A 15916-nucleotide genomic window follows, 5' to 3' on the forward strand; every position below is an offset into this window, starting at 1 on the left:
GAACTGCAGCCTCGACGCGATCCGCCAGTCCAGATCCACCGACAGGCGCAGGGATTCCGTATCCACAAAAAGCCGGTACTCGTCTGGCGGCGCGGCCCGGTAGTAGTCGTCGGCGATCAAGGTATCGCCCACGGGAAGGGTGCTCGCATAGGTATTGGCGTAGTCGAACTGCACCGCCCACTGGATCGATCTCCGCGGCAGGAGGTCCCCGGTCTCGGGACGCAGTCCGAGGAACAACATTCTGACGGGGAACTGGTCGCGCTGCATGAAGGGGCCGGTGGCCGGGGACTGGGGAAAGGCGGGATAAGCGGGGATTACGAACATCAACAGGCCGCAGGAAACGGCCCGGCGCAATATGCGGACCGCGGTCGGCACACGGGCCGCGTTCAACACACGGGCGCACGCCACACAGACCGCGTTCATCAAACTGTTCGTGACGCGGACGCGGTGAATTCGGAATCCGGCCATGCGACGCTCCAACCCTGGGGATCCAGATCGGGGGAACTCAACCGAGGTAGGCCAGCGTCTGGCCCGCGATCACCTGGACGCCTGGATTTATGGAGACATGGGTCACGGTTCCGGCCACGTCGGCGGTGACCTCCATTTCCATCTTCATGGCTTCCAGAACCACGATGACGTCTCCTTCCTCGACGGCCTGTCCGGGCGTGACCGCCACCTTGAGCACTTTCCCGGGGATCGGGGCGATGACCGGCGTGGTCCCGGCGCGTTCCGCCGCCTCCGTCGCGGCCTCGGACATATCGGGCTGGAGGTCGACGTCATAGGCCTTGCCGTTCACGATCGCCGTCTTCCCTTCGATCCGCAGCGCGTAACTCCGGCCGTTAACGGTCACCTGGTATCCACGGGGGCCGTTCGTAGAGGCCATCGCGTCCTCTTCCAGCACCTCCTGGTCGGCCGGGGACTTCTTGCGGACGCCGATGAACCCTTCGCCCTTGAGGAAGGCCAGCCCCCGCTCGCCGCATGCCGCGACGATGAAGATGTTCTCGTCCGTATCCTCTATCCCGGCTTCTTTCAGCGCGCTGCGCGCCGCTTCGACACCCTTTTTCGGGTCGTTGTCGTTGAGTTCCAGCACCGGCCGCCGGTTGGGCGGCAGGCCGAGCTGCTCCGAGGCGATGTTCACGACCACCGGGTCCGGGGGCACGGGCGTCCGGCCGAAATAGCCCAGCACCATCCGGCCGTAGTCCTCCGCGATCTTCTTCCAGGGGCCCATCATCACGTTGTTGAAAGCCTGCTGGAAGTAGAACTGGGAAACGGGCGTGACGGACGTGCCGTACCCGCCTTTCTCCACGACCTCGCTCATGGCCTTGATGATGGCAGGATAGCGGTCCATGATCCCGTTGTCCCGGAGCATCTGCGTGTTGGCGGTCAGGGCGCCGCCCGGCATGGGGCTCCAGGGGAGCAGGGGCTCGACGGCCACGGCCTCGGGCGGCAGGAAATAGTCCTCCATGCATTCCTTCAGGATCTCTGCCGCTTCGCGCACGCCGTCCGGGTCGATGTCCAGGTCGTAGTCCGTTCCCCGGAGCGCGTGCCACATGACGAGGATGTCGGGCTGGGAAGTGCCGCCCGAAACGGGCGCGAAGGCCAGGTCGATGGCGTCGGCGCCGGCTTCGAGCGCCGCCTGGTACGCCGCGACGGAGATGCCGGCCGTGTCGTGGGTGTGGTAGTGGATCCAGGTTCCCTCGGGCAGCAGCTTCCGGGCGGCCTTGACGGATTCAAAGACCTTGGAGGGCACGGCCGTGCCCGACGCGTCCTTGAAACACACCGAGTCGAAGGGGATGTCGGCGTCGAGGATCTTCCGGAACGTTTCCGTGTAGAACGCCGCGTCGTGAGCACCCGCGCAGCCCGGAGGCAGTTCCATGACGGTGACGCACACCTGGTGCCTGAGACCGGCTTCCGTAATGCACCGGCCGCTGTGCACGAGGTTCTCCACGTCGTTCAGGGCGTCGAAGTTCCGGATGGTCGTCATGCCGTGCTTCTTGAACAGCTCGGCATGCAGACGGATGATGTCGCTGGGCTGCGAGTCGAGCCCGACCACGTTCACGCCCCGGGACAACGTCTGCAGGTTGGCGTCCGGGCCCACCGCCTCCCGGATGGCGTCCATCCGCTCGAAGGCGTCCTCGTTACAGTAGAAATAGGGCGACTGGAACAGGGCTCCGCCTCCGGCCTCGAAGTAGTCGATCCCCGCGTCCCGCGCCGCTTCCACGGCGGGCATGAAGTCGCGGGTAAAGACGCGCGCGCCGTAAACGGACTGGAATCCGTCGCGGAACGTGGTGCACATGAAATGGACTTTTTTCTTCACGTTGGTTCCCTCGTTTTAAGGGTTCGATGTATTCACCGCACTTACCCGCCCACCAGGACGGACCAGAGTATGCCCGCGGCGATGGCGGAGCCGAGGACGCCCGCCACGTTGGGCGCCATGGCGTGAAACAACAGGAAATTGCGCGGGTCTTCGCGATGAGCTTCCACCTGGGCTACCCGCGCCGCCATGGGCACGGCGGAGACGCCCGCCGCACCGATCAGCGGGTTGATCTTGTCTTTGACGAAAAGGTTCATGAACTTGGCGAAGAGCACGCCGCCGGACGTCGCGATGCAGAAGGCGACCACGCCCAGGGTGAAGATGAAGAGCGATTCCAGCGTAAGGAACGCCGAGGCCTGCGTGCTGGCGCCGACGGAGAATCCCAGGAGGATGGTGACGATGTCGATCATCGAGGTCCGCGCCGTATTGGCCAGCCGTTCGGTGACGCCGCATTCCTTGAGCAGGTTGCCGAAGAAGAGCATGCCCACGAGCACGATCGAATCCGGCGCGATCATCGCGGCGATGATAAACGCGACGATGGGGAAGAGGATCTTCTCCCGCTGCGTGACCGCCCGGGGCGGCGCCATGCGGATAAGCCGTTCCTGTCGCGTGGTGAAAAGCCGCATGATGGGCGGCTGAATGATGGGCACCAGGGCCATGTAGGAATAGGACGCGATGGCGATCATGGAAAGCAGGTGAGGCGCCAGTTTCGATGACAGGAATATGGCCGTGGGACCGTCCGCGCCGCCGATGATGGCGATGGCGCCCGACTCGGCGGGCGTAAATCCGATGGCCATGGCGCCGAGGAGGGTCAGGAAGATGCCGATCTGCGCGGCGGCGCCCAGGAGGACGAGCCGGGGGTTGGACAGCATGGCCGAGAAATCGGTCATGGCCCCGATGCCCAGGAAGATCAGGGGCGGGAAGACGCCTTCCCTGACGCCGAAGTAGATGTAGTAGAGGACGCTGCCTTCATCGTAGACCCCATGGCCTTCCCCTCCCATCATGGGGATGTTGCCCAGCATGATGCCGAAACCGATGGGCACCAGGAGCAGCGGTTCGTAGCGGCGGACGATCGCCAGCACGATCATGACCATGCCGATCAGGATCATCACGGCATGTCCCCACGTCGCCGCGGCCAGACCGGAAGCCGACAGAAAGTCGTACAGTATCGTCATTTAGTCCGTCCGCATGGCCAGGTTATCGATGGTTGTTCTTCTTGTCGAGCACGTACCCGACCGCTGCGGCCACGGCTTCGTGGTCTTGCGGGGCATCCGTACCGGCGGGGTTGTCCGGATGTTCAGGGCGCTTGCCTCCCAGCGCCGCCACGACCCTGGGCAGCATGGCAATGCTGAAACTGATCGCGGCGAGGGCCAGGAACACGATGAACATGCCCGTGAAGGCGACTTCGAGACCCTGGCCTTCCAGGATTCGTTGCCATCCGGTGTACAGGGGATTGGACATTAGCCCTTTGACAGAATCCACGGTGACGTTAGATATTACCGATGGGTCCAAGAAAAGGACGAAGCACGTTGCGGGCAAGGGTTTTATACCGGAACGAGCGAGGCGGAAAGGCACCCGTCCGGGGCTCCGGACGGCGACCGGCAACCGGCGGCCGGCACGCGGGATACCTTCATGAAGTCAGACAAGCGGAAAGCCATGTACGCACTGACCCCGGACCGCATCTGGGACGGCGTTTCCGGCGAGACGCGAAGCGGCGTCGCCGTCGTGGTGAAGGGCCGCCTCATCGACGCGGTCCTGCCCGTCTCCGAAGTCCCCGCCGGCATGGAGACCGCGGCCCTGCCGGAATGCACGCTCCTGCCGGGGCTGATGGACGCACACGTGCATTACAGTTCCGTCATGGGACCCGCTTTCCTGGCCGCCGGGGTGACCACGGTCCGCGACGTGGGCAACGACCTGGCATGGATCCTGGAGGAGCGCGAGCGCCACGCAAAAGACCCTTCCGCCGGTCCCGCCATCCTGTGCTGCGGACACCTGCTCGACGGACCCAGGGTCTACTGGCCCCAAATGGGACGGGCCCACGGCACACCCGGCGAGATCGCCGATTCGGTCCGGCGGCACGTGGAAGCCGGGGTGGACCAGATCAAGCTGTACGCGGGCGTGGAACCCCCGCTGCTGAAGGCGGCGGTCGACGCCGCCCACGCGTCGGGCAAATTCGTGGTGGCCCATCTTCAGACGACCACCGCGGAGGAGGCCGCGCGGCTCGGACTGGATGAATTCGAGCACTTTGCCGGTTGCGGCGTGGCCTGGCGCGCGGCGTCCGAAGCGGAGGACGATCTCGTGATCGACCTGCTCCTTGAACGTGACGTGATCATCGACCCGACCCTGGTGGTCTGGGACCGGCTCGGCCGCGTCCTGGACCGGTCCTTTCACCACGACACCCGGAGGGCCTGGGTACACCCTCGCCACCTGGATATATGGCAGCGGTATCTCGGCCGTTTCGGTCCGCCGGAATACCGGTTGAGATACCAGGGCGCCATGGCGCACCTGAAGCGGTTCCTGCGAAGGTCCCATCAGCGAGGTGTGACCGTGGCGCTCGGCACCGACACGCCCTTCCCCCACCTCGTGCCCGGGATGAGCGTGCATGACGAACTCGCCATGTACACGGACGCCGGCATCACGGCCGTGGACGCGCTGCGATCGGCCACTTCGATCAACGCCCGGGTGCTGGGCATCGACGACCGGACCGGTTCGATCCGGCCGGGCCTGCAGGCCGACCTGGTGGCGGTCCGGGGGAACCCTCTCGAACGGATTGAGGATATCGAAAACGTACAATGCACCGTGCGCGAAGGACGGCGGTTCGAGCCGTCCGCCCTGATGCGGGACTTCAGGACGACCTTCGACCGGGAGCCCGACGGCGCGGTCACCCGGGATCTGCTGGACTACGTGGACGGCAAACTAGTGAATCGGCCGGGCTCATGAAGCGTATGATCAAGGATCTCCTGTTCTGCCTGGCAGTCTCCGCCGCCACCGCGGCCATTCCCGCGGCGGGCGTGAGCACGCTGCTGTCGATGACGGGGATCATCGAGGACGACCGGGCGCTGATCTGGATTTTCCTGGCCCTCGCCCTACCCATTTTCGTTTTTTCATACATGCGCGTTACGAGAAGACCGCGCTGATGAGCCGAAGCAAACAAGACCAGGCGCCACACAGAAATCAGCACCGGACGCGGCGGAACCAGTACCCCGGCCGGAACGGATTTGAGGATTCCGCACCCACTCCATGGAGGACGGTTACATGACACAAGAGACGCAGGCGGCGACGCTGGGCGGTGGTTGCTTCTGGTGCCTGGAAGCGATCTACCAGCAGATCAGGGGTGTGACGAGCGTGGTGTCGGGCTATGCCGGTGGCAGTGTCGACAATCCGGATTACAAGTCCGTATGCACCGGCGCCACGGGTCATGCCGAGGTCGTGCGGATCAACTTCGATCCGGCCGTGATCGGTTACGCGGACCTCCTGCACATCTTCTGGCGCATTCACGACCCGACTACGCTCAACCGCCAGGGTGGGGACGTCGGCACGCAGTACCGTTCGATCATCCTCTACCACGATGACGAACAGCAGCGCGCGGCCGAGTATTCGAGGACGGAAGCCGACGGGTCGGACCTGTGGAGCGCGGCGATCGTTACGGAGATCGAACCCCTCGAGGTTTTTTACGAGGCCGAAACATACCATCACGACTACTATCGCAACAATCCACGGCAACCCTACTGTTTCATGGTCATCGACCCGAAGGTGGACAAGTTCAGAAAATCCTTCCAGCACTTGCTGTCGTGATCCACTGTCGTGCGGGCCGCAGCAGGTCCGCAGCCGAAGGAGCGCTCTTCCGTGCGCGTGGGCATCCTCTCGCTGATCCACGAATCCAATACGTTCAGCCACACGCCGACGACCCTCGACCTGTTCCGGCGGGACGGGATCCTGACCGGTGAAGCCGTCGCCGATCATTTCAGTGATGGATTCCACGAGATCAGCGGCTTCCTGGAGGGACTGGACGACGCCGGCATCGACGCCGTGCCGCTGTTCTACGCGTCCACCCCGCCGTCCGGCCGGATCACGCAAGACACCTGCGACGCGCTGATCGAGATGATGTTCGAGCAGCTCACGGGCGCGGGGCCGCTCGACGGCCTGCTGGTCGCTCCCCACGGCGCCAATGCCGGCGAGGGGGCGGATTACCACGATCTGGACGGGTACTGGCTGACCCGGTTGCGCGGGACGGTCGGGCCGGACCTTCCGATCATTTGCACCATCGATCCCCACGCCAATCTCTCCCGGCGCATGGTCGAGGCCTGCGACGCCACCATCGCCTACCGCACCAACCCGCACCTGGACCAGAAGCAGCGGGGCCTGGAGGCCGCTACGCTCATGGCCCGGACCCTGCGCGGAGAAGTCCGGCCCGTGCAGGCCGCGGCTTTTCCGCCGGTGGCCATCGGCATCGAGCGCCAGGACACGTCCTCGCCGCCCTGCCGGCCCCTTTATGAGAAAGCGGACGCGTGGCTGGAGAAAACCGGCGTCCTGTCGAACAGCGTCGTCCTCGGGTTTCCGTACGCGGACGTGCCGGAAATGGGTTCGGCCTTCATTGCCGTGACCGACGGCGACACCGGACTTGCCCGGCGCATCGCGGAGGATCTCGCCGATTACCTGGTCGCGCACCGAGACGAGTTCGTCGGCGAGTTCATTTCCATCCCCGAGGCTGTCGATTCCGCCCTGGACGGCGAGGGGCCCGTGTGCCTGCTCGACATGGGTGACAACGTGGGCGGCGGATCGGCCGCGGACGGCACGCTCATTGCCCACGAGATCTTGAGCCGCGGAGACGTGAAGACCTTCCTCTGCCTGTTCGATCCCGGATCCGTCGAACGGGCCGTTGCAGCGGGCGTGGGTGCGAGGCTCACGCTGGACATGGGCGGCAAGACGGACGACCGGCACGGACCGCCCATCCGGACCGAGGTGCGGGTGCAGGGGATCCACGAAGGACGCTTCACCGAATCTGCTGTTCGCCACGGGGGCAAGACATCGTTTAATATGGGGCAGACCGCTGTCGTGGCCACGGACAGCGGACTGACGGTGAGCCTGACGTCGCTCCGGACGGTGCCGGTCAGCCTGGGTATGATGACCAGTATCGGCCTGGACCCGGCCGACTTCCACGTGCTCATCGCCAAGGGCGTCCATGCGCCAACAGCCGCCTACGCGCCCGTGAGCAAGCGGCTGATCCGGGTGGACACGCCCGGCGCCACGACCGCGGACATGCGGCGATTCGACTTCCGGTACCGGCGGCGGCCGCTCTATCCGTTCGAGGAATGATCCCGCGGGGTGCGACTGGATTCTGCGGGGTGCGTATATGCGAGGGAACCGGTCCTCGCCCGGGCGTCGAGGAGGCCGTCGCGCAGCCCACGAGTCGTCTCGCGAGGCGGCCCGTATGCCTTGACAGCGGATGTCCCCGTGTTTATGGTCTTGTCGAAATCCGCGGGTGAACCCGAAGCGGCCGGTTCGCGACCGATGTGGGACCGGTGCGCGACCGGCCGGACCACCGATTTCCGGATCAGGCAGCGGCGTACTTTGACAGCGACGTACAAGGAGAGACCAGGTGAAAGATCTCGACGAAAAACTGAATCAACTGGAACGGGACGGTTTCGTGCTCCTCAAGGGCGCCCTGTCCCCGGAGGAAACCGAGCAGGTGCGGTCCCGCATATTCCACGCCAAGGAGCAGGGATGGCAGGAAGGCCTGAACGCCGTCGGGAACATGTGGTTCGACACCCTGCTGGACCGGGAGCCCGACATCTTCGCCCCGCTCGTGGGCCATCCGAGCGTGGCGCCGCTCCTCTACGCCATGATGGGCAAGCAGTGCCAGCTCCGCAGTTTCCGGGCGCACATCAACCCCGGCGCCTACACCCAGGAATGGCACATGGACTTCTACGGCTACTGGAACGAGAAGCGGGAAACGGAAAAACGCAGGCTGGCCGTGCAGCCCAGCAGCGTGAACACGACCTTCTACTTCCAGGACAACGTCCCCGGCCAGGGCAATCTCCGCTTCGTCAAGAACGGCCACCTCTCCGAGCCGCCCCACCTCTATCCCCGGATCGACCACGTCGCGTTCGAAGAGTGGTGCTACGCGCAGGAACACGTCGTGCTGCACCCCATGGCCGGCGACGCGGTCGTCTTCCTCAGCCACATCCCCCACCAGGGCGCCAAGGAAGACGACGACATGGAACGGTGCAATGTGGTCTGCCACTACCAGACCTGCCCGATGTACGAGGGCGTGTGGTACGTCTCCAGTCCCCGTCCCTTCAAGGGGTCCTTCCCCTTTCACGAGACGGCGCCGGCGGGGATGAACTGAGCTTCGCGACAAAATCCGTTGACAGGGCGAATACCGCCCCTTAGAATACTTGCGGCGTTGTTAAGTTGAATTAATGCAAAGGGATAGCGTCCGTTGCGTACCGGTGTGCCGATTGCCGGGAGGAGGCCTTCATGACCACCACCAAGAAAGAATTGGTGGAACTGATCAGCAAGCGTCTGGGGCTTAAGAAAGAACAGGTGTTTCCCGTGGTCGACCAGACGTTTGTGGCCATGCGGGATTCCCTGATCGAGGGAGACCGGATCGAAATCAGGGGATTCGGGGTGTTCGAGGTCAAGGACACGAAAGCCCGCACTTCCGCGCGCAATCCCCGCACGAGCGATATCGTCTACGTCCCGGCTGGAAAGAAGACCCGTTTCAAACCCGGAAAACTGTTGAAAGAAGCCCTGCGGGTCCCCTTAGATGACTAAAAAGAGCGGACCGCAGCCCCCCCGCAATCTTGTCGACAATTAGCAAACACACTCGCCTGTATCTGTTCCGATGTCTGCTGTGCCTGAGTCCGCTCCAGGCCGCACCACAGGACACAAACGCCGGCGCAGTACCGCCCCAAATCCCCTCCATATCGCTGGAAAAAGCCGTTGCCCTTTACGAGTCGGGCCAGCGCGACCAGGCGCGCAAGGCTTTCCTGCGGATACTGGACGACCAGCCCGAAGAGCCGGTGGTCCTGTACCACCTCGGACGCCTGGATCCGGACCGGGAAGTGGCCGAGCAGTATTTCCTTAAGGTCCTGTTGCACGGCCCGGAACACGCACTCGCGGACGACGCGCTGCTGGAGGTCTCCCGCATTCAGTTCGCCCTGGAACGACACGACGACGCGGTAAACGCCGGCAACCGGCTCCTGTCGGCCTATCCCGACTCGGAACTGGAGGATGAAGCGCGCTTCCTGCTGGGGCAGGCGCTCCTTGCCGGAAGGCGGCCGGAACTGTCGCGCATGGTCTTCCAGCAACTGCTTGCTTCTGAGCCCGATTCGACGCTTGTGCAGTCGGCGCGTCTCGCCATAGCGGAAAGCTACCGCGCGCAGGAGGATTTCATCGAAGCCGCCCGACAGTACCTCAGGTTCGAGATCGATTTTCAGGGTGTGGAAGGCCTGGAGGCGGTTTTGTGGGAGGCGGGACAATGCCTCGAAGCCGCGGGTCGCACCGTCGAGGCCGGTTTCGTGTACCAGCGGCTGATCAAGCGGTATCCCGATTCACCGGAGGCGAACCGCGCCCGGGTGGAGAGGCCCCTGCTTGAATAGCATCGTACCGGCACTACCGGGCGGCCTTGAAGTACACGGAGTAATCCGGTGCGACGTCGATGCGCTTCGCCCTGTCCGGCAATGCGTACTCGAAGGTCTGACGCTTCTGGGTATTCCAGATCTCCCGGACGATCCGGTCGCCGTTTTCCAACTCGATGACCAGGGGCACGATCGCGTGAAATACGCGGCCTTCCTGTTCCTGCAATAGCTGTCCGCGCACCGTGAACCCCCTGGCGGTCCTCTCACCACCCGAATCTAAACCGCCCGGACCCGGGCCGCTGGATGCCGCACCGCCGGACACCGCACCGACGCCCCCTTCGCTGCTGGTGAAATACACCCGGTAGACCGGAAAGCCCGTGTCCCGGATCCACTGATCGAAGAACCAGCCCATCTCCCGGCCCGTTTCCCTTTCCACCGCGGCCTCGAAGTCCGCCGTCGTAACCAGCTTGCCCTTGAATTGCCGGCAGAACCGTGAGAGCACGTTCATGAAGTGCTCGTCGCCGATGGTGCGCCGCAGCATGTGGAGTACCAGGGCGCCCTTCTCGTAGACGACGGTCTGGTAGTGCTCCCCTAGCCGCATGCCCAGGTCGATCGCACCGTGCCGGTCGGCGAACAGCGCCTGGTCCGTGTGCCGTTTCAGCATCTCGCGTAACGCTTCGGGACCGGTCTCGCTTTCGATGTAAAGGTCCGCCGCGTACGTCGCCATCGCCTCCGAAAGCCAGGCGTCGCGATAGGTCTTCGGGACCACGGTGCCGCCCCACCACTGGTGGGCGAGTTCGTGGGCCAGGAATCCGCGGAAGAGGTGCTGCACTTCCGTGTACATATGGGCGTGCAGGTTCGCGTCCAGGCGGAAGGCATCCTGGAAGTACAGTCCCCACAGCATCAGCATCGACGGCAGGGCCCTGCCGAAGGCGTAATCGTCCGGCATTTGCACGACGTCGAGCTTCTCGTAGGGGTAGGGACCGAAGACGCCGCCGAAGAAGTCCAGCGCGGGACCGATGTGCGTAAGGATCCGCGCCGTGTTCGATTCGGTCTCGCGCCGGTCTTCGTCCACGCTGAGGATCACGTCGATGCCACCCGCGGAGACCGTGCGGGTACGGTTTTCGGAGATTGTCATGCCCAGCGAGGACACGGGCCGCGTCCGCCGCCAGCGTGTGACACGCGTATCTCCCTCCCCATGACTGGCCACGTGGGCGCCGACCGTGGCCACGGTCAGTTTCTCCGGATAGCGCAGTTCCAAATCGAAAGTGTACAGATCCTCGTTGGAATGAACGGGAAGCCACTGCTGGTTGGTCAACAGGCCGAAGAAGCCGCCGCCCCCTTCCCGGAAGACGTCGCCCTCGTACCAGAGGGTCAGCGTAGTGGTGCTATCCCCAGGGACCGGTTGCCGGAACGGAACCGTGAGCCAGGTGTCCTGCCGCGTGAACAGCGCGCCTTCGCCGCCGGCATAGTCCACGCGGTAGACATCCAGATCCGGGTTCAGCGTGAAAGTTGCCGCGGTGAGCGGGTCCGCCCGGGCCGTGATTTCCAGGGTCGTCTTCATGCGCATGCGCCGGCCGCCATTCTCCAGGGATCCCGCGATATCGTAGTGGTCCAGGGACAGCAGCGGATCCCGAACCGTCTCGTCCTCCACGGCGCGGCCGGCGCGGTCGGCGCGGCCGGACGGTTCCTCCGGGTCCGGCGAGAAACGGCACCAGACCACGGGCGGACTGATATCCGGGTTCCTGGGGAAACCGCTCTTCCGGACCAGGCTAACCGATTCCGATTCATAGGGGCTGTTCGTATAGACGAGCCACCGGTCCGAGTCCGAGAGATCGATCTCCGCCTGCAAGAATCCAGGATGCGTGTGGGCGAGGGAGAAGCGTTCCCGGGCGGGTTTCATGTCCAGCAGGTAGTCCCGGTCGACGCGGTTCAGCAGGGCCTTCGCCCGGTCGAATGCCCGTCCGCCCTCGACACGCGAAAGCGCCACGCCTTCCACTAGGTGCTCATATCCCCCGGGCGACAGGACCAGCACCATCCGGTCGAAGCCCGTCGTGTAGGTATCGGCGGTCGTTCGGGCGTACTTGTTCATCTGGTGACGCTCAACGCGGTCCGAAGGCGTAAAGGTGAATCGTCCCGCGCCCACGAGGACCGCGCGTCCGATTCGATCTCCCGAGAACCCGGGCATCAGCAGGCCGTCTTCGATCTCGAATACTCCGGCGGGCCGCTCGATCGTCAGATGGTCGAAAGCGTAGACCTCCTCCTCCCGCAGGGAGAACCGGAAGCCGAGGTGGGCCGCCAGCAGCGGCTCGAACCGTTCGGCTTTCCAGCCATCCGCATGTCGCACGAAACGGACGTCCCACAGTTCGGCCGAAAGGCGCTCTTCCTCTTCGAAGAAAACGTTCAGCCGTACTTCGGGACGGACGAGGAGGCTGTCCAACGCGTGCCGTTCCCTCAGCCTGATCCTGGCTTCTCCGTACCGTTCGGCCAAGGAAGGATCGCCGTCGTCGAGGATCTCTTCGAGGGGGTTTTCGGCAATACGCCGGCCATTCAGCTGCCGGTACAACTCCGCCAGGGCCGCTTCGATGGCTGGGCCCGGGATGCCGGAACGGTCGACGACCGACGGACCTTCGTCGTTCTGAGGATTGGGTACCTCCGCACGGACGTCCGTGATATCGGATAGGAGGGAAAAGAGGTTGAACAGCAGGCCCGACAGGAGAGCGGGCAACAGCCGGGACGACGGACGGGGCGGGAAGGCGATCATGACCGTTTCCTGAACGCGGAATGCATGACCCTAGTCCATCGAATCCCGTATCTCGATCAGGCGGGACCGCAACCAATGGATGAGTTCGGATTGGGAGGAGGTATCGGTCGGGGGGGCCTTCCGCTCGCCGTGGGCCGCCTGCTCGCCGTGGGCCGCCTGCTCGCCCGGGGCCGTCGACTCCGCGCCAGGATCTGATTTCACCGGGCTGGGCGCTGCCTGTTCCGCGGCGCGGTCCGCCCTTTCCGCGGTTCGGCCCGCCTTCTCGGCGCCTCGGTTCGCCGCGGATTCCTGGAGCTTCTTTTTGGCGCCGGCGATCGTGTAACCTTCGTCCCGGGTGAGCTGCTTGATCGTGCGGATCAGCTCGATGTCCTTCTCCCGGTACATCCGCTTGCCGGCGCGGTTCCGCTTGATGCGCAGCTGGCCGAACTGGTCTTCCCAGAACCGGAGTACGGACGGCTCGAGTTCGAGCATGGTCGAGACTTCGCTGCTGGAATAGTACAGCTTGCTCATCGTTTCCCTTCCCGCCCGCGGATCAACACGCGTATGGGCGAACCCTCGAATACGAAGGTCTCCCGAAGCCGGTTCGAAAGGTACCGCCTGTACGAATCCGGGATCGCGTCCGGATGGTTCACGAAAAACACGAAGGTGGGCGGCGCGTTCTGCACCTGCGTGCAGTAGAGGATGCTGGTCGCCCGCCCGTCCGGCGCGGCCGGGGGTGGATAATAGGCCGTGATGCTTTCCACGACGCGGTTCAGTTCGCCGGTGGATACCCGGAGCGAACGCATTTCGTGGACGTGGCGCGTCTTCTGCATGATCTGGGTCACCCCGCGGCGGGTCTCGGCCGACACGAACAGAATCGGCGCGTAGTCGGCGAACCGGAGGTACTCCCTGGCCGTCTGGGCGTAGGCCTCGGTCGGATGCTCGGTCCGGTCCACCAGGTCCCACTTGTTGAAGGCGACGACCAGCCCCTTCCCGGACTCGTCCACCTGCGATACGATCCGCTGTTCCTGCGTGGCCAGGCCGTCGACGGCGTCCACCAGGAGCACCGCCACGTCGCAGCGCGCTATGCTCCGCATCGTCCGCGTGATACTGTAGAACTCGATGTCGCTCTTGATCCGGGACCGGCGCCGGAGGCCGGCCGTGTCGATCAGGCTGTACTTCACGCCCTGCCGGGTGATCTGCGTGTCCACCGAGTCGCGCGTCGTGCCGGGGACGTCGGAGACGATCACCGTGTCCCTGCCCACGATGGCGTTGACCAAAGACGATTTCCCCACGTTGGGCCTGCCCACGATCGCCACCTTGATCGCGCCGTCGTCCTCTTCTTCGACAGGCGCGGGTTCGGGCATCCGTTCCGCCAGCAGGTCCATCAGGTCGCCGGTGTTGCGTCCCTTCAGGGCGGAGATCATCATGGGCTCGCCCAGCCCCAGCGCGCCGAACTCGTAAGCGTGGTTCTCCTGGGCGCCGCTGTCCACCTTGTTGGCGACGACGATGACCTGCTTGCCGGCCCGGCGGACGACTTCGGCCGCCTTCTGGTCCAGGGGCGTGATGCCCGTGCGGACGTCCGTGACCAGCAGGATCACGTCGGCTTCGCTGACGGCCAGCCGGGCCTGCTGCTCGATGGCCGCTTCCATGGGTTCATCGGATTCCGGGACAAGGCCCCCTGTGTCCACCACGGTGAACTTCTTCCCGAACCAGTCGGCGTCGGCGTAATGCCGGTCCCTCGTGATGCCCGGGGCGTCGTGCACGATGGCATCGCGACGGCCGATCATCCGGTTGAACAGCACCGATTTGCCCACGTTGGGGCGTCCTATGATGGCGATGACAGGGGACATGTTTGTCTAACCGTTCGCTCCTCCCAGTCCGGGAAGGTCCCGCACGTGTCCGGGGAAGAGATCCACCGGCACCCCGATCCGCTTGCTCAGGCCGGGCAGGTTCATGTCGTCCAGCAGCAGGCCGTCGTCGTTCAGCACATTCGGCGGAAGGTACACGCGGTCGCCCACTTCCTCGTCCTTCAGCGCATGGAGGATATCCCGGCCGGTCAGCAGTCCCGACACCGTGATCCCCGGGCCGAAGAACGTGTTCTCCGCCACGACCAGCTTCGCTTCCACGTGCTCCACCCGGTTCAGGGGTTCCACAAGCGACGTCCGGACCACGTCCTGTGCCAGTTCGGCCGTGACCAGCGTCGCCCGGAGCGGTTCGGCTGCCCGATCGGGAAGCGAACGCGTCTGTTCGCCCATTTCGGTTTCGAACTGCGTGACCATGCCGACGCCGTTCTCCACGACGGGACAGTCCTCGTAGAAGGACGGCGGAGGAAAGGGCGTGGAAGACATCAGGTACCATTCGTCGGACAGATACACCAGCGGATGCCCGAGCCGTTCGCGGAGTTCCTCCTGCCAGGCGCCGACCGTATCGATCATGCGCCGGGCGTAGTCCACGGTGACCGGCTCGAGGTGATACAGTCCCTGGCGGTGCGCGGTGAGGCCGACGGGCACGATGGAGATCGACTCCACCGCCGGATACAGTTCGGCCAGGTCGTCCACGGTCTTTCGCAGCGCGGGGCCGTCGTTGAGTCCGGGACAGAGGACGATCTGCGTCTCGATCAGGATGCCGCCGTCCGCCAGCCGCCGCAGGATGGGCATGACGTCCTTCGCCTTGGGCGCGCCCAGCAGCATCCGGCGCAGTTCCGGGTCCGTAGCGTGGACCGACACGTAGATCGGACTCAGGCGCTGCACGATGATCCGGTCGAGGTACGCGTCGGAGGCGAAGGCCAGCGTCACGTAGTTGCCGTAGAGGAACGTGAGGCGCACGTCCTCGTCCTGGAAGTACACGGCCTTGCGCATGCCCTTCGGATTCTGGTGGATGAAGCAGAACACGCACTTGTTCGCACAGGCCTGGTAGGGCGGTTCGTGGAGAGACAGGCCGAGATCCTCGTCCGGATCCTTCTCCACGTCGATCAGCACGCGGTTTCCATTGGCCTGGAGAATGTCGAGCTCCAGCACGTCTTCGCTGGACCAGAACCGGTAGTCGAGGGAATCCCTGACCCGGGCTTGATTGATCCGGATCAACCGGTCTCCGGGGACCAGGCCGACATGTTCCGCGATGCTGTCCGGACGCACCTGTTCTATCCGCATATCACCTAACACTTTGAAATATCAATGACAACAAAGCGTCATCACAAGCAATCGTTTAGGTATCTACATATAACAATTTGCGACCCTTGGAAATATAGAGAATCGGACCCTTTCTGTCAAGGGT

15 protein-coding genes are annotated in these 15916 nt (G+C 64.3%); 7 read left to right on the forward strand and 8 right to left on the reverse strand.

The window, feature by feature from the left end:
* From F4Z81_09300 to F4Z81_09315, 4 genes are all read right to left on the reverse strand, one after another.
* On the reverse strand, positions 1–468 hold a 468-nt coding region (locus F4Z81_09300; GenBank protein ID MXW05246.1), incomplete at its 3' end, for a DUF3187 family protein.
* Between the two features lie 37 nt (positions 469–505).
* On the reverse strand, positions 506–2317 hold the full coding sequence (locus tag F4Z81_09305) for a biotin/lipoyl-binding protein (GenBank protein MXW05247.1): 1812 nt from the start codon (positions 2315–2317) through the stop codon (positions 506–508).
* 41 nt (positions 2318–2358) lie between these two features.
* Entirely contained in the window at positions 2359–3489 is a 1131-nt protein-coding gene (locus tag F4Z81_09310; protein ID MXW05248.1) for a sodium ion-translocating decarboxylase subunit beta, read from the reverse strand.
* A gap of 22 nt (positions 3490–3511) precedes the next feature.
* The gene (locus tag F4Z81_09315) at positions 3512–3775 is read right to left on the reverse strand and encodes a hypothetical protein (protein MXW05249.1); all 264 of its coding nucleotides are present in this window, start codon (positions 3773–3775) and stop codon (positions 3512–3514) included.
* Positions 3776–3946: 171 nt separating this feature from the next.
* On the opposite strand from F4Z81_09315, the gene F4Z81_09320 reads away from it, so the two are divergent.
* From F4Z81_09320 to F4Z81_09350, 7 genes are all read left to right on the forward strand, one after another.
* Positions 3947–5254 carry an amidohydrolase family protein gene (locus tag F4Z81_09320; protein MXW05250.1) on the forward strand — a complete coding sequence of 436 codons (1308 nt, stop codon included), beginning with the start codon at positions 3947–3949 and terminating at the stop codon, positions 5252–5254.
* Positions 5251–5451: a hypothetical protein gene (locus F4Z81_09325; GenBank protein MXW05251.1), complete on the forward strand. Its 201-nt coding sequence runs from the start codon at positions 5251–5253 to the stop codon at positions 5449–5451. Before F4Z81_09320 ends, F4Z81_09325 begins: the two co-directional genes overlap by 4 nt.
* Positions 5452–5569: 118 nt before the next feature.
* Positions 5570–6109: a peptide-methionine (S)-S-oxide reductase MsrA gene (gene msrA, locus F4Z81_09330; protein ID MXW05252.1), complete on the forward strand. Its 540-nt coding sequence runs from the start codon at positions 5570–5572 to the stop codon at positions 6107–6109.
* A gap of 51 nt (positions 6110–6160) precedes the next feature.
* The gene (locus tag F4Z81_09335; protein ID MXW05253.1) at positions 6161–7630 is read left to right on the forward strand and encodes a M81 family metallopeptidase; all 1470 of its coding nucleotides are present in this window, start codon (positions 6161–6163) and stop codon (positions 7628–7630) included.
* A gap of 283 nt (positions 7631–7913) precedes the next feature.
* Positions 7914–8663, forward strand: a complete 750-nt coding sequence (locus tag F4Z81_09340; GenBank protein MXW05254.1) for a phytanoyl-CoA dioxygenase family protein — start codon at positions 7914–7916, stop codon at positions 8661–8663.
* A gap of 131 nt (positions 8664–8794) precedes the next feature.
* Entirely contained in the window at positions 8795–9091 is a 297-nt protein-coding gene (locus tag F4Z81_09345) for an integration host factor subunit beta (protein ID MXW05255.1), read from the forward strand.
* A gap of 29 nt (positions 9092–9120) precedes the next feature.
* Positions 9121–9918, forward strand: coding sequence for a tetratricopeptide repeat protein (locus tag F4Z81_09350; protein MXW05256.1), 798 nt, complete (start codon positions 9121–9123; stop codon positions 9916–9918).
* A 13-nt stretch (positions 9919–9931) separates the two neighbouring features.
* Here F4Z81_09350 and F4Z81_09355 read toward each other — a convergent pair whose 3' ends face one another.
* From F4Z81_09355 to F4Z81_09370, 4 genes are read right to left on the reverse strand one after another with little or no spacing between them, the layout of a single operon-like run.
* Positions 9932–12661 carry a M1 family metallopeptidase gene (locus F4Z81_09355; protein MXW05257.1) on the reverse strand — a complete coding sequence of 910 codons (2730 nt, stop codon included), beginning with the start codon at positions 12659–12661 and terminating at the stop codon, positions 9932–9934.
* Positions 12662–12691: 30 nt separating this feature from the next.
* Positions 12692–13171: a MerR family transcriptional regulator gene (locus F4Z81_09360; GenBank protein MXW05258.1), complete on the reverse strand. Its 480-nt coding sequence runs from the start codon at positions 13169–13171 to the stop codon at positions 12692–12694.
* A complete protein-coding gene (locus tag F4Z81_09365; protein MXW05259.1) occupies positions 13168–14493 on the reverse strand; it encodes a ribosome biogenesis GTPase Der in 1326 nt (441 codons plus the stop codon). Before F4Z81_09365 ends, F4Z81_09360 begins: the two co-directional genes overlap by 4 nt.
* Before the next feature lie 6 nt (positions 14494–14499).
* A complete protein-coding gene (locus tag F4Z81_09370; protein ID MXW05260.1) occupies positions 14500–15792 on the reverse strand; it encodes a DUF512 domain-containing protein in 1293 nt (430 codons plus the stop codon).
* Between the last annotated feature and the right edge of the window lie 124 nt (positions 15793–15916).

The sequence above is a fragment of the Gemmatimonadota bacterium genome, from assembly GCA_009835325.1.
Classification (GTDB): domain Bacteria; phylum JAAXHH01; class JAAXHH01; order JAAXHH01; family JAAXHH01; genus JAAXHH01.

Coding starts and splice junctions, on each gene's coding strand:
- F4Z81_09310 (MXW05248.1), bottom strand. CDS start 3,489: ATGACGATACTGTACGACTTTCTGTCGGCTTCCGGTCTGGCCGCGGCG.
- F4Z81_09315 (MXW05249.1), bottom strand. CDS start 3,775: ATGTCCAATCCCCTGTACACCGGATGGCAACGAATCCTGGAAGGCCAG.
- F4Z81_09320 (MXW05250.1), top strand. CDS start 3,947: ATGAAGTCAGACAAGCGGAAAGCCATGTACGCACTGACCCCGGACCGC.
- F4Z81_09325 (MXW05251.1), top strand. CDS start 5,251: ATGAAGCGTATGATCAAGGATCTCCTGTTCTGCCTGGCAGTCTCCGCC.
- msrA (MXW05252.1), top strand. CDS start 5,570: ATGACACAAGAGACGCAGGCGGCGACGCTGGGCGGTGGTTGCTTCTGG.
- F4Z81_09345 (MXW05255.1), top strand. CDS start 8,795: ATGACCACCACCAAGAAAGAATTGGTGGAACTGATCAGCAAGCGTCTG.
- F4Z81_09355 (MXW05257.1), bottom strand. CDS start 12,661: ATGATCGCCTTCCCGCCCCGTCCGTCGTCCCGGCTGTTGCCCGCTCTC.
- F4Z81_09360 (MXW05258.1), bottom strand. CDS start 13,171: ATGAGCAAGCTGTACTATTCCAGCAGCGAAGTCTCGACCATGCTCGAA.
- F4Z81_09365 (MXW05259.1), bottom strand. CDS start 14,493: ATGTCCCCTGTCATCGCCATCATAGGACGCCCCAACGTGGGCAAATCG.
- F4Z81_09370 (MXW05260.1), bottom strand. CDS start 15,792: ATGCGGATAGAACAGGTGCGTCCGGACAGCATCGCGGAACATGTCGGC.